The organism is Myxococcus hansupus, from assembly GCF_000280925.3.
GTDB classification, from domain to species: domain Bacteria; phylum Myxococcota; class Myxococcia; order Myxococcales; family Myxococcaceae; genus Myxococcus; species Myxococcus hansupus.
The window spans coordinates 2,446,253-2,459,392 of the sequence record NZ_CP012109.1; the positions used below are offsets into that span (position 1 = coordinate 2,446,253).

Below are 13,140 nucleotides of genomic sequence, written 5' to 3' on the forward strand. Positions count from 1 at the left end.
GAGCTGACCGGACCCGCTCACGACGCGGGTCCGGCTTCACATTTCGTCGCGGAGGTCAGGGGTTGAAGCGCCACGGCACCGTCGCGGCGGGGTGGAAGCAGTGCACCTCCGCCGTCGTGCTCGAGGGCACCTCCTGGACGATGCCCGCGCCATAGCCGCGCTGCTGGCACCAGGCGCTGTACTCCAGCCGGGCCGCCGAGGAGGTCAGGCTTCCCGACGTGGCCGCGGGCCCCAGTTGTGCGCGCGGGACGTTCTGGATGAGGCCAGAGTTGAAGCAGGCCACCCAGGGCCGCGTGGTGAGCTCGAAGAACTGGCCCGATGTCCAGCCCCGGTCGCTGCACCAGCGCTTGGAGGCCGCGCTGCAGTCGGTGGACTGCGCCGCCCGGTCATCCGCGCAGCCGCTGTGCTTGCGCGCGAGCTCCTCGAAGGTGACGGCCAGGCTCTCGTGCTGGATGGGGCCGCACGCCACATTCACAGTGTTGGCATCCGCGCTCGCGGGCACGCCCATGAGCGAGATGGGCGGCCGGTTTCCGACGAGCTGCCGAATCGTCTCGAGGAGGTTCCGCGTGCTGTCGAGCGCGTTCGTGGCGCCGCGCTGGGCACAGACGCGGTGCATGGACACCGTGCACGCCGTGGCGCCCAGGGCGCTCTGGCTGTTGCAGCCCGGATGTTGCTGGCTCATGCCGAACTGCCCTTCGGAGGGGTCCACCTGGATGGCGGCCTCCTTGCAGTTGGCGCCGTGCGACGACATGCAGACGGTCCGATTGGAGCGCGCGTTGCTGAACAGTCGGACTTCGTCGATGGCGCCCCGGAAGGAGCCCTCGCCGTTGACGGGACAGGTCTGCGCGTCCATCGCGATTCCCGCGCCCACGGACAGCGTGCCCGTGCCCAGGCGCATGGTGCCCTGCGCCACGGGGAGCACGCGCTTGGTGGACACGCCGTTGATGTACTCGTGGAAGGCGCCGGTGACGCCGTCCCACGAATAGGCCAGGTGCGTCCAGACGCCTCGGGGCAGCGCGGGGCTGCGGCCCAAGCGCACGCGCGTGCCATTGATGACGAAGGAGGCCTGGACGGTGTGGTTGGACTCATAGATGAGGTCCAGCCCACCGGGCTTCTGCAGGAGGTAGCGGTACGGATTGCCGGTGCAGCCCTGGTTGATGGCCGCGTCGGGCTTCACCGCGACCTGCACCGAGAACCCGCGCACGAATCCGCCCACGCCCGGAATGGCGCCGCTGGCGTCCGCGAGATTCACCGTGAGGGCGCCGCCACCGGGAAGCACCAGCGCCTTGCCCTTGCCATGGGGCTCCCAGAGCGAGCCGGAGGGCGGCTGCGTCGTCGCGTTGTCGGGAGAGATGCTCGCGGTGCCGGTGAGGGCGCCCGTGAAGAAGTGGCCCGACAGGTCCGGCGTCTTCGTCAAGTCGTAGTCGCCGGCCCGGTTGACCATTTCATTCAGGGGCAGGAAGAGCACCTGGAAGGGGCTGGTCAAATCGCCGACGTCGACCTCGTTGTAGTCCCGCGTGTTGCTGCCGAAGAGCGGGAACACGTCGTGCGTCTTGGTGGCGGGCAGGTAGTGGTTCGTGTTGCTGGAGCCCGGCGGGAAGTTCTGCGACGGGTGGCGCTCCTGCTCCAGGTTCCACATGGGGCTGGAGTAGAAGAGGTGCCCGATGTCGCTGCGGTCCGTGTTGATGGCGCCGTCGATGTGGTACGCGGTGAAGTTCGTGTCCGCGCCAATCAGGCTGACGGCTTCACGCCGCGCGCCGTCCATGTAGCGCACGCCGGTGTAGAGGACGTTGCGGCCCTCGTGGTCCACCCATGCGTAGGCGCCTCGGATGAGCGTGGTCGCGGTGGCGGTGTTTCCGAAGGCCTCACCGGTGGCGGCCTTCAGCGGCTGCCACGCCAAGGGATAGCGCTTGAGGCCCGGGTTCGGGTCATTGAACATCATCGACAGGGGACGCGGCTCGCTCCAGCCCGAGGCCGCGCACGGCGTCGGGTTGTACGTGTACATGAGGTAGTCGATGGTGCCGTTGTTCTGGGGGCCGCCCTGGTAGATGAAGAGGCGCCCATCGGACGTCATTGACGGCTCGATGCCCCGGATGCTCGCGCCGCTGACGGTGGTGAGGGGTGTCAGGTTGCCCGTGGTGAAGGACGAGATGTCTGCTTGCGGCGTGAAGGGCTGCGAGACGCGGACATCGATGGGCCGACGGCGGAAGACGTTGGGCCCGTTGAACATCCGCGAGTCGAAGAGGAACGGCGTGTACACGGCCACTCCCCCGGACAACGTGTACGGCGCCGCGGGGTTGGGGAAGCAGAAGGTCAGCGCGTTCTCTCCGTTCCTCACGAAGGTGCTGCGCCCAGGGGAGAAGGTACCCGCGAAGTTGGGCTTGCCCTCACTGTCGTAGGTGAGCGCTTCGGGGCGGAACACCCGTGCCTGCCACGTCGTCTCGTCGTTCGCGTGGTCCTCGCGCACGTTGCCAATGAAGACGCGGCCGTCCAGGGTGGAGGCGTGGCCGTTGGCGCCGTAGACGTTGGTGATGCGCGTGTTCACGAGCGAGGGGCGCTCGGCCGCGGTGGCGCTCAGCGGCAACAAGGCCAGGGACAGCAGGGGCGCGCAGCGCAGCGCGCTCACATAAGGGGGGCGTCGAGGCATGGGACTCCTGGGGGAGGGGAAGTCCAGATGTTCTCGTATTGCTGTGAAGTCCTGTAGGACTCCACCGGTCGCGTTGACAACGACAGCCCCCCCGGGCATCGTCGTGGGACTCATGACGTGTTCGACCCACCCGACGTGTTGCTGCTGTCCGGCATCCGCGGTGGGCGTCCGTCCGCCAGTGGCCTGAGCGCCCTGGCTGAGTTGTCCGGAAAGCCCACTGCCCGCGAGGGAGTGGGCTTTTGACTTTCTCGCGTGGCCCCGTTTCACCCCGAGGTCCCGCATGGAAAGTCGCGCGCGTTCGAGCGCCAGGAACTGGGCACCGCTGGCCCTGCTGTTGTCCCTGGCGGGCTGTTCCCGGTCCTCGGGAGAGGAGGACGCGGGCAGGAGCGTCACCCTGCTCAACGTCTCGTATGACCCCACGCGGGAGCTCTATGAGGACCTCAACGCCGCCTTCGCGTGCCATTGGGAGTCCGCGCACGGCCAGCGGGTGTCCATCCGGCAGTCACATGGGGGCTCCGGGAAGCAGGCCCGGTCCGTCATCGAGGGGCTGACGGCGGACGTCGTCACGTTGGCGCTCGCGTACGACGTGGACATGCTGCACGCGAAGGCGCAGCTCCTCCCGGCGGACTGGCAGTCTCGGCTGCCGCACAACAGCGCGCCGTATACGTCCACCGTCGTCTTCGTGGTGCGCAAGGGCAACCCAAAGGGCATCCACGACTGGGACGACCTCGTGCGCGAGGGCATCACCGTCATCACCCCCAACCCGAAGACGTCGGGCGGCGCGCGGTGGAACTATCTGGCCGCGTGGGGCCAGGCGTTGAAAGGAAAGGGCGGCAGCGAGGCGCGCGCCCAGGCGTATGTGGAGAAGCTCTATCGCAACGTTCCCGTGCTGGACTCGGGGGCGAGGGGCGCCACCACCACCTTCGCGGAACGGGGCCTGGGTGACGTGCTGCTCGCGTGGGAGAACGAGGCGTACCTCCTCACGCGCGAGGCGGGTCGGTCGGAGTTCGAAGTGGTGGTGCCGCCGGTGAGCATCCTCGCCGAGCCGCCCGTCGCCCTGGTGGACCGTGTCGTGGACCGCAAGGGCACTCGCGCCGTGGCGGAGGCGTACCTGCGCTACCTGTACTCGGACGAGGGGCAGGAGATCGCGGCCCGGCACCACTTCCGGCCGCGCTCGGCCGCGGTGGCCGCGAAGCACGCGTCCGGCTTCCCCCAGGTGACGCGGCTCACGCTGGCGGAGGTGGCCGGTGATTGGGCGCGCGCGCAGGCCGCGCACTTCGCTGACGGTGGCGTCCTCGACCGCATCTACGCGCCCCACGCGAACTGAGGACGCCACGTCATGTCTCGTTCTTCCCGACACCGGGTGCTCCCGGGGTTCCGGCTGACGCTGGGCTACACCTGGTTCTACCTGGGGCTCGTCGTGCTCATCCCGCTCTCCAGCCTCTTCTTGAAGACGTTCTCCCTGAGCTGGGAGGCGTTCTGGAGCACGGTGACGACGGCGCGCGCGCTCGCCGCGTACCGGCTCAGCTTCGGTGCGTCGCTGGCCGCCGCCCTGGCCAACGTCGTCTTCGGCTTGCTGGTGGCCTGGGTGCTGGTGCGCTACCGCTTCCCGGGGCGTGACGTGCTGGAGTCCCTGGTGGACCTACCCTTCGCGCTGCCCACGGCGGTGGCCGGGCTGACGCTCACGACGTTGTTCTCCAACAAAGGCTGGTACGGCCAGCATTTGGAGGCCCTGGGCATCTCAGTGGCCTACACGTCCCTGGGCGTGGCCGTCGCGTTGACCTTCATCGGGTTGCCCTTCGTCGTGCGCGCGGTGCAACCCGTGCTCGAGGAGCTGGACGCGGACGTGGAGGAGGCCGCCGCCACGCTGGGCGCCTCGCCCTGGCAGACGTTCCGGCGCGTGCTCTTCCCGGCGCTCGTCCCCGCGCTGCTCAGCGGCTTCACGTTGGCGTTCGCGCGGGCGCTGGGGGAGTACGGCTCCGTCGTCTTCATCTCCGGCAACATGCCGCTGCGCACGGAGATTGTTCCCCTGCTCATCATCACCCGGCTGGAGCAGTACGACTACGAGGGGGCGACGGCCATCGCCATCGTGATGCTGGCGGCGTCGTTCTCGCTGCTGCTCGCCGTCAACCTGCTCCACCGCTGGAGTCATCGGCGGCTGGAAGCCCGCCCGGGAGCGTGAGCGCCGTGCCTTCCTCCTCTTTCGTCCTGCGCCGGCGGGCGCACGGTCTTCAAGGCCCGGTCTTCGTCCGCTGGGGCCTCATTGGCGCGACGCTGTTGCTGCTCGGCGTGTTCCTCGTCATCCCGCTGGTGGCTGTCTTCACCTTCGCCTTCCAGAAGGGCTGGGAGGCCTATGGGGCTTCTCTGGTTCGACCCGCCGCCTTGGCGGCCATGCGACTGACGTTGTTGGCGGCGGCCATCGCGGTGCCGCTCAACCTCGTCTTCGGATTGTCCGCCGCGTGGCTCATCGCGCGGTACCGGTTCCGAGGGCGCTCGGTCCTGCTGACGCTCATCGATTTGCCCTTCAGCGTGTCGCCCGTCATCGCGGGGCTCATCTTCGTGCTGCTCTTCGGCCGTCAGGGGTGGTTCGGGCCCTGGCTGTTGGACCACGACGTGCGCGTCATCTTCGCCGTGCCCGGCATCGTCCTGGCCACCGTGTTCGTCACCTTCCCCTACGTCGTGCGGGAAGTCCTGCCGGTGATGGAGGCGCAAGGCAGCGACGAGGAAGAGGCGGCGCTGACGTTGGGCGCGAGCGGTTGGCGGACCTTCTGGCGCGTGACGTTGCCCAAGGTGAAGTGGGGCGTGCTCTACGGCGTCATCCTCTGCAACGCACGCGCGATGGGCGAGTTCGGCGCCGTGTCGGTCGTGTCCGGCCACGTGCGCGGCGTGACGACCACGCTGCCGCTGCACGCGGAGATTCTCTACAACGAGTACGACCTGGCGGGGGCCTTCGCCGTGGCGTCGCTGCTGACGCTGCTCGCGCTCGTGACGTTGGTGGTGAAGAAGTTCGTGGAGTGGAGGAGTCAGCCGTCATGAGCATCGTCGTCGAGCAGCTCGCCCGCCGGTTCAGTCCAGATGGCAGTCCCGCTGTCTCCGAGGTGTCCTTCCAGGCACCCGCGGGCGCCATCACCTCGCTGCTCGGGCCTTCGGGCGCGGGCAAGTCCACGCTGCTCCGCCTCATCGCGGGGCTGGAGATTCCCGACGAAGGCCGCGTCCTCATCGACGGCGTGGACTGCACGACGATGCCGGTGCAGCGGCGCGGCGTGGGCGTCGTCTTCCAGAGCTACGCCCTCTTCAAGCACATGACGGTGCGGCAGAACGTGGCCTTCGGCCTGGAGATTCAGCGCGTGCCCAAAGCGGAGCGCGAGGCCCGGGTGGAGGAGATGCTCCGCATGGTGCAGTTGGAGCACCTGGGCGGCCGTTACCCCGGGCAGCTTTCCGGAGGACAGCGCCAGCGGGTGGCCTTCGCTCGGGCCCTGGCCATCCGTCCCCGGGTGCTGCTGCTGGACGAGCCCTTCGGGGCCTTGGACACGCGCGTTCGCGAGGAGCTGCGTGAGTGGTTGCACGCCCTGCACGAGCGGACGCGGCTGACGACGCTCCTGGTGACGCATGACCAGCAGGAAGCCCTGGAGATTTCGCAGCACGTGGTGGTGATGCGCGAAGGTCGGGTGGCGCAGGCCGGCTCGCCGGCGGAGGTGTATGACCGGCCCGCGTCCCCCTTCGTGGCGTCCTTCATTGGCGGGGCCAGCGTGCTGCGCGGCCATGTCCAGGCGGGCAGGGCGGCCATGGGGGCGCTGTCCGTGGAGGCCCCGGTCGCCGCGCGTGAAGGTGAGTCGGTGCAGGCCTTCGTCCGGCCGCATGACATCAAGCTGGCCCGCTCGCTCGCGGACGCGGCGAGCGCGTCCACGGCGCTGGGGCGGGTGGAGCGCCTCAAATCCGTGGGCGGCTATGTGAAGGTGTTCTTGCGGCTGCCCACCGGAGACGAAGTCACGGTGGAGGTGCCTCGCTCGGAGTTCGATGCGCTGGGCGTGGTCGAAGGTGACTCGGTTCGCGCCGACGTCCGGAGCGCCACCGTCTTCGTAGGGGACTACTCCATCTAGTTTGACTGTCTTGAAAAACTAATATTCCAGTTAAATCCGTTTGTGCGGCTTGGGAGGCCGGATATGTCCAGGGGAATCCCCCTCCCCCTGGAGTGAGACATGCACAGACGACATGCGTTGCGTTCGATGGTGTTGGCCGCGAGCAGCCTGGCGATGCTCGGTGGTTGTTCTCCCGAGTCGGACCTGGACGAGGCCGATGCCCTTCCCCTGGTGAGCCAGGAGCAAGGTGAGCGGGCGTATGACCCAGGCTCGGGCTGGCGGCTGGCATGGCAGGACGACTTCACGGGCACCAGCCTCAATTCCAGCCACTGGACGGTGCTGACGAGCAACTGGGACCCCGTCACCACCAACTGCAACTTCGGCACGGGCGAGCTGGAGTATCCGCGCGCGCAGAACGTCACCGTGTCGGGTGGCAAGCTCATCCTCACCGCGCAGCGGACGGATGAACGGCCCATGGACTCGCGCTGCACGGGCTTCGGGCCACGCTCGTTCTATTCGGGTCGAATCCACTCCAAGGGCAAGGTGGAGCGGCGCTACGGCAAGATTGTGGCGAGCATCAAGGTGCCTTCCGGCTACGGCATGTGGCCCGCGTTCTGGACGCTGGGCGCGAACATCTCCAACGTCGGGTGGCCGCGGAGCGGTGAAATCGACATCCTGGAGTGGCACTCCAACGAGCCCACGTGGATGAAGTCCGCCACGCACTATTTCAATAACGGACAGCGGAGCTGGGGCACGGGCGCGAACCGTGGCTACAGCATCGCGGACGGGTTCCACACGTATGAAGTCGAGTGGACCGCGAACCAGATGATCTTCCGGCTGGACGGACAGATTCAGGGGAACGTCTTCAACCACAACGAGCCGGCCTTCCAGCAGAACCACTACATCATCCTCAATCTCGCGCTGGGCGGGAACTGGTACGGCGATCCTCCGGCGAGCGCGATCCAACTGCCCGCGGGCCAGACGAAGACCATGGAGGTGGAGTGGGTGCGCTGGTACGAGCAGGGCGGCACCACGACGCCCACGGCGCTCACCAATCCCAGCTTCGAGAGCGGGATGACGGGCTGGGCCAACTGGAGCCCCAACGGCACCGCGGCTGCGGCCTTCAGCGAGACGCACAACGGGGGGCGCACCGGCCCTCACCACCTGACGCACTGGACCAACAACACGCCCTTCGAGGTGTGGACGTACCAGGCGAAGTCCGGCCTGCCGTCGGGCAACTACCGGGTCCGTGCCTGGGTGCGGAAGAGCGGCAACTACGACATCGCGCGCCTCCAGGCGAAGACGTGCGGCGAGTGCGCGCCGGTCTTCACCAACCTGGGCAACTACGGCAGCTACACGCTGGTGGAGACTCCGACCATCTCCGTGACGGGCGGCAACCTGGAACTCGGCTTCCACACGCGCGCCACGTCGGGCAACTCGGCGAACTTCATCCACATGGATGACGTGGAGCTCATCCGCCTCTAGTCAGGGCACGCGGCCCGGGGGCTACAACATCAATCGCCAGCCCAGTCCGGCGAGGGTGGTGTAGCCCACCGCGGCCCGCTCCACGCGGCCCTCCGCGTTGACGAAGAACACGGTGGGGAAGCTGTTCACGCGCCACGCGGCCTGGATGGCGTCGTCACCGAGCAGCACCGGATAGTCCACGCCGTGCTTCTGGACGAAGCCGCGCACGGCCTCTTCGTCCTCATAGGCCACGGCGATGGACACCACGTGAGCGGAGTCCCCCGCGAGCTTTCGCAGTTGGGAGAGGTTGGAGGACTCCATCCCGCAGACGCCGCACCAGGGGGCCCAGAATGCCACCACCACCGGCTTGCCTCGCAGCGCCTCCAAACGCACGGTGTCGCCGGACAGCGTGGTGAGCGTGAAGTCGGGGGCGGGCGTTCCTCCACCGGGGAGGTTCCGGGCCTGCCACGCGGCCACCGCGGTGAAGAGCAGGGCGAACACCACCAGGTCCACTCCCCAGCGCACCCACCACCGGGTCCGGGCGCGGGCCCAGGCGGACTTCAGGCGCGCGAGTGCGCCGGGACTGCCCTGCATGTGCATCCTCCTGCTGGGGGCGGACCCCGGCCGCCCGAAGGAGACGGCCGGGCCCGCGTCACATCATGTCAGGGTGGCGGCCTCATCGGGCTGCCACGCCGCGTCACGCACCCGGGTGCTGACCTGGCGCTGCGCGCGGCCGACCGCGCGGGTGACGGCGTTGCTGGCGCGCTCCAGCGTCCGGTCGATGGCCGCCAGCAGATTCGCATCCGCGGACTCGATGGCCAGCTCCCGCCCGTGCTCCAGGCGCAGCGCCACGCGGCACACCTGGTCCACGCCGCCCTTGGGGCCGTTGGCGTCCTCCAAGCGCACCACGACGTCCTTCACCCTGTCCGACAGCCGGTCCAGGGCGAAGCGCACGCGGCGCTCGGTGTAGGTTCGAAGGGTCTCCGTGAGGGGGATGTTCCGGGCTCGGATTTCGACGCGCATCCACGACGCTCCTTCCGGGGGCCCACCATGGGCCCTCCCCACTATCTCTGTCGTCGTGACGCATTTGCCGCAAATAGGAAAAGCCCCCGTGGGCGCTTCAGAAAACCGAAGAGTCACGGGGGCCAGGAAGCGCCAGCATGGCGCGGAGGCGATTACGGGCCGCTGGGCGTCGCGGTGGTGGACCCTGGCTTCTTGGCCGCCGCCGGCTTCGCGGGCGTGCTGGTGGTGCCCGCCGGAGCGGGGGCAGGGGCCGGGGTCTTGCTGGCCGTCGAGGCCTCCGAGGGCTGCAGGGGCGCCTTCTTCGGGGGCATGGCCCAGATGGGCGCCTCTGGCACCGCGGTGGCGCCAATGCGCACCTGCTGCTCCACCATGCGCGACCACAGTGACGCCTTGTTGCCCACCAGGGCGTTGTTCGCCAGCTCCAACGCTCGCGTGTCCTGGGCGCGGCGGTAGAGGCGCGGGGCCACGTCCGGCTGCGCCGGGTCGGAGTCACTCACCTGCACCTGCTCCTGCACGCTGATGCCGTCCTCGGCGAAGGTGAGGGTGGACGTCAGCTCGAACTTGCGGCGCAGGCCGTTGGGCAACTGGAAGGTCAGCTCCCGGGACAGCGGGAACCAGGCGGCGCCCAGGCACGCGCGGTTCGCGTTGGACACGGACTCGCTGAAGAAGCGGTTGGTGCGCAGCGGCATGATGCGCGCGTGCCGGCGGCAGACCTCTTCGTCACCGGTGGTGCACGCGTCGCCTTCCGCGACGAGGATTTGCGTGCCCTTCACCTTCTCCAGGCGCAGCTTGGTGTTCTTCGCCATGGCGCGCAGCGAGCCCAGGGCCTCCACCCGGAAGCCCTGCTCGTTGGTCTCCACCAGCGCCACCGGGCCCAGGGCCTCGCCGTTGGTGAAGCGGCGCGTCTGCACCCAGACCAGCCGCTGGCCGGCCTGGAGCGTCTCCAGGACGAGGTCCTCCTCGGAGAGCTTCTCCGCGGGCGGCAGCGGCTGCGAGTCCGGCCCCGCCTCCACGCACTCGTCCGCGGCCGGGTCCTGCCACCACACGGGGGCGCCAGCGCAGTCCACGGAGGGACGCGGGTTGGCGCTGGTGTCCTTGTCGTAGCCGTGCAGCATCAGTGAGAACCAGATGTCCGGCGTGGGGAAGGAGCGCGCGTTGGGGCCCGCCTCGGCGAAGCACATCGCCGGCTTTTGCACGGTGGCGCAGCCGGACAGCAGGGACAGCGCGACGGCGGAGACCTGAAGCGTTCGTTTCATGGGTTTTCTCAGGCCTGGGTGAAGCGCAGGTCCCAGTCGCCTTCCTCGGTCAGGGCCACGTGCAGCTTCGGAGGCACCGAGCCGCCCACCAGGTGCTGCAACAACTCGCGGGACAGCGCGGGCATCAGCGAGCCCTGGAGAATCTGCTCCATGTTGCGCGCGCCCATCTCCGACTCCGTGCAGCGGCGCGCGAGCTCGTCCAGCAGCTCCGGCGCCAGCGTCGTCTCCACGTTGTGCGCGTCGCGCAGCCGGCCCACCAGCTTGGTCAGCTTCATCTCGGCGATCTGCCGCATCACGTCGCGCTGCACCGGGCCGAAGGGGACCACCGTCATGCGCGCCAGCAGCGCCGGCTTGAAGTGCTGGCTGAGCGCGGGGCGAATCACCGACAGCACCTCGTCGGAGGTGGGCTGCGCGCCGTCCTCGAACATGCGCATCACCAGGTCCGAGGCCAGGTTGCTGGTGAGGATGAGCACGGTGTTCTTGAAGTCCACCGCGCGGCCCTCGCCGTCCGTCAGCGAGCCCTTGTCGAACACCTGGTAGAAGAGGTTCATCACCTCCAGGTCGGCCTTCTCGCACTCGTCCAGCAGCACGACGGAGTAGGGGCGCTGGCGCACCGCCTCCGTCAGCAGGCCACCCTCGCCGTAGCCCACGTACCCCGGCGGCGAACCGATGAGCCGGCTCACCGTGTGCTTCTCCTGGAACTCGCTCATGTTGAGCGTGGTCATGAAGCGCTCGCCGCCGTAGAGCGCGTCCGCCAGCGCCAGCGCCGTCTCCGTCTTGCCCACGCCGCTGGGGCCCACGAAGAGCATGACGCCAATCGGCGTGTCCGGGTTGCGGATGCCCGCCTGGGAGATGCGGATGATCTCCGCCACCTTCTTGAGCGCCGCCTCCTGGCCTCGCACGCGGCCCCGGAGCTTGTCCTCCAGGTGGAGCACCGACTCCAGCATGTCGCTGCGCATCTTCCCCACGGGCACGCCCGTCCAGCCCGCCACCACCCGCGCGACGATGTCCGCGTCCACGTCCGCGTGCACCAGCGGCACCTCGCCGCGCGCGCTGGCCAGCTTCGCCGTGGCCTCGTCCACCGTCGCCTTCAGGGGCGCGATGTCCGTGTCCGCGGGCGCCTCGCGCAGCGCCTTGCGGGCCGCCATCAACGCGGCCACCGCGGCGCGCTCGTTCTCCCAGCGCGCGTGCAGCGCGGCGCGTGCGTCCACCGTGGCGAGGAGCTTCTCCTCGGCGGCTTGCAGCTCGTCCTGCGCGTCCGCGTCTCCGGTGCCCTCGGCGAGGTCGCGCTTGCGCGCATCCCGCTCACGCTCCAGCGCTGAAATCTCCTGGTCCAACTGCACCAGCTCCTCGGGGCGCGTGGACAGCTCAATCTTCACGCGGGCCGCGGACGTGTCGAGCAGGTCCACCGCCTTGTCCGGCAACTGCCGACCGGAGATGTACCGGCTGGACAGACGCACCGCCGCGGTGACGGCCTCGTCGCGGATGATGACGTCGTGGGCCGCTTCGTACGTGGGCCGCAGGCCGCGCAGCATCAGCTCCGCGTCCTCCACGCTGGGCTCCTCCACCTTCACCGGCTGGAAGCGCCGCTCCAGCGCGGCGTCCTTCTCGAAGTACTTCTTGTACTCGGCCCAGGTGGTGGCCGCGAGCGTGCGCAGCTCACCGCGCGCCAGCGCCGGCTTGAGCAGGTTGGACGCATCCGTCCCGCCCTGCGAGCCGCCCGCGCCGATGATGGTGTGCGCCTCGTCGATGAACAGGATGATGGGCGTGGGCGAGGCCTTCACTTCCGCGATGACGGCCTTGAGCCGGTTCTCGAACTCGCCGCGCACGCCCGCGCCCGCCTGGAGCAGGCCCAGGTCCAGCCCGAGCAGCTCCACGTTCTTCAGCGCGTCGGGCACCTCGCCTCGGACAATGGCCCAGGCCAGGCCCTCCACCAGCGCCGTCTTGCCCACGCCGGGCTCGCCCACCAGGATGGGGTTGTTCTTCCGGCGGCGGGAGAGGATGTCCACCATCTGCCGGATTTCGCGGTGCCGGCCGAAGATGGGGTCGATCTTCCCCTCGCGCACGCGGCCCGTGAAGGACGTGGCGAAGCGCTTGAGGGCCTCGTCTCCCCGGCCTCCCGCGCTGGCGGCGCCGCCCGCCGCGCCGCTGGCGGCGGCGTCCGCGGAGGCGACCTCGACGTTCTCCGGCGAGGGCCGCAGCACCACGTCCAGCGAGCTCATCAGCTCATCGCGGCTGATGGCGTCCAGCTCCGGGAACAGCTCGGCGGTGTAGCGCGCGCGGCGGCTGACGAACTGGGCGAACAGCAGGCCGGAGCGCAGCCGGGTGGCGCCTTGCTCCACGGAGGCCAGGAGCCACGCCTCCTCGAACCACTGGAACAGCGTCTCGGAGAAGACGGGCCGGCCGGAGCTGCCGGCGCGCAGGCCCTGGAGCGCGCGCTCCATGCTGGCCAGCACGTGGCGGCGGTCCACGCCGAACTGCTGCAGGATGCGCGCGACGTCGGAGTCCTCAGGCTCGAGCATCTGCGCCAGCAGGTGCTCCGGGACGATTTCGTAGAACCGTCCCGCGCTGGCCCGGGCCACGGCGGCCTCGAGCAGACGGGTAGAGGTGGGCGTCAGGCGACGGACGAGCGCTTTCGGATCGACGCGAATGGGAGCCCCCAGAAGTGACA

Annotated in this window: 10 protein-coding genes; 5 read left to right on the plus strand and 5 right to left on the minus strand. The window is 69.2% G+C overall.

The window, feature by feature from the left end; genetic code table 11:
- Positions 1-55 precede the first annotated feature (55 nt).
- On the minus strand, positions 56-2,647 hold the full coding sequence (locus A176_RS09975; protein ID WP_021781553.1) for a LamG-like jellyroll fold domain-containing protein: 2,592 nt from the start codon (positions 2,645-2,647) through the stop codon (positions 56-58).
- Between the two features lie 280 nt (positions 2,648-2,927).
- On the opposite strand from A176_RS09975, the gene A176_RS09980 reads away from it, so the two are divergent.
- The 5 genes from A176_RS09980 (at position 2,928) to A176_RS10000 (ending at position 8,211) form a co-directional block, all read left to right on the plus strand.
- Positions 2,928-3,974: a sulfate ABC transporter substrate-binding protein gene (locus A176_RS09980; RefSeq protein ID WP_002639846.1), complete on the plus strand. Its 1,047-nt coding sequence runs from the start codon at positions 2,928-2,930 to the stop codon at positions 3,972-3,974.
- A 12-nt stretch (positions 3,975-3,986) separates the two neighbouring features.
- Entirely contained in the window at positions 3,987-4,829 is an 843-nt protein-coding gene (gene cysT / locus A176_RS09985; protein WP_002639847.1) for a sulfate ABC transporter permease subunit CysT, read from the plus strand.
- Between the two features lie 5 nt (positions 4,830-4,834).
- Positions 4,835-5,683 (plus strand): sulfate ABC transporter permease subunit CysW, encoded by an 849-nt coding sequence (cysW, locus tag A176_RS09990; RefSeq protein ID WP_002639848.1) that lies wholly within the window; start codon positions 4,835-4,837, stop codon positions 5,681-5,683.
- The gene (locus tag A176_RS09995) at positions 5,680-6,747 is read left to right on the plus strand and encodes a sulfate/molybdate ABC transporter ATP-binding protein (RefSeq protein ID WP_002639849.1); all 1,068 of its coding nucleotides are present in this window, start codon (positions 5,680-5,682) and stop codon (positions 6,745-6,747) included. Before cysW ends, A176_RS09995 begins: the two co-directional genes overlap by 4 nt.
- Positions 6,748-6,846: 99 nt before the next feature.
- The gene (locus A176_RS10000) at positions 6,847-8,211 is read left to right on the plus strand and encodes a glycoside hydrolase family 16 protein (protein WP_002639850.1); all 1,365 of its coding nucleotides are present in this window, start codon (positions 6,847-6,849) and stop codon (positions 8,209-8,211) included.
- Positions 8,212-8,232: 21 nt separating this feature from the next.
- Here A176_RS10000 and A176_RS10005 read toward each other — a convergent pair whose 3' ends face one another.
- The 4 genes from A176_RS10005 to tssH all read right to left on the minus strand — a co-directional run bounded on the left by A176_RS10005 (position 8,233) and on the right by tssH (position 13,132).
- Positions 8,233-8,790: a TlpA disulfide reductase family protein gene (locus A176_RS10005; protein ID WP_044890879.1), complete on the minus strand. Its 558-nt coding sequence runs from the start codon at positions 8,788-8,790 to the stop codon at positions 8,233-8,235.
- A 57-nt stretch (positions 8,791-8,847) separates the two neighbouring features.
- The gene (locus A176_RS10010) at positions 8,848-9,213 is read right to left on the minus strand and encodes an HPF/RaiA family ribosome-associated protein (RefSeq protein ID WP_002639852.1); all 366 of its coding nucleotides are present in this window, start codon (positions 9,211-9,213) and stop codon (positions 8,848-8,850) included.
- 152 nt (positions 9,214-9,365) lie between these two features.
- Entirely contained in the window at positions 9,366-10,469 is a 1,104-nt protein-coding gene (locus A176_RS10015; protein WP_002639853.1) for a hypothetical protein, read from the minus strand.
- An 8-nt stretch (positions 10,470-10,477) separates the two neighbouring features.
- Positions 10,478-13,132 carry a type VI secretion system ATPase TssH gene (gene tssH, locus A176_RS10020; RefSeq protein ID WP_044890889.1) on the minus strand — a complete coding sequence of 885 codons (2,655 nt, stop codon included), beginning with the start codon at positions 13,130-13,132 and terminating at the stop codon, positions 10,478-10,480.
- Positions 13,133-13,140 lie beyond the last annotated feature (8 nt).

Excerpts from the sequence above, each read along its gene's own strand:
- A176_RS09975 (WP_021781553.1), bottom strand. The coding sequence starts at position 2,647 with ATGCCTCGACGCCCCCCTTATGTGAGCGCGCTGCGCTGCGCGCCCCTG.
- A176_RS09980 (WP_002639846.1), top strand. The coding sequence starts at position 2,928 with ATGGAAAGTCGCGCGCGTTCGAGCGCCAGGAACTGGGCACCGCTGGCC.
- cysT (WP_002639847.1), top strand. The coding sequence starts at position 3,987 with ATGTCTCGTTCTTCCCGACACCGGGTGCTCCCGGGGTTCCGGCTGACG.
- A176_RS09995 (WP_002639849.1), top strand. The coding sequence starts at position 5,680 with ATGAGCATCGTCGTCGAGCAGCTCGCCCGCCGGTTCAGTCCAGATGGC.
- A176_RS10000 (WP_002639850.1), top strand. The coding sequence starts at position 6,847 with ATGCACAGACGACATGCGTTGCGTTCGATGGTGTTGGCCGCGAGCAGC.
- A176_RS10005 (WP_044890879.1), bottom strand. The coding sequence starts at position 8,790 with ATGCACATGCAGGGCAGTCCCGGCGCACTCGCGCGCCTGAAGTCCGCC.
- A176_RS10010 (WP_002639852.1), bottom strand. The coding sequence starts at position 9,213 with ATGCGCGTCGAAATCCGAGCCCGGAACATCCCCCTCACGGAGACCCTT.
- A176_RS10015 (WP_002639853.1), bottom strand. The coding sequence starts at position 10,469 with ATGAAACGAACGCTTCAGGTCTCCGCCGTCGCGCTGTCCCTGCTGTCC.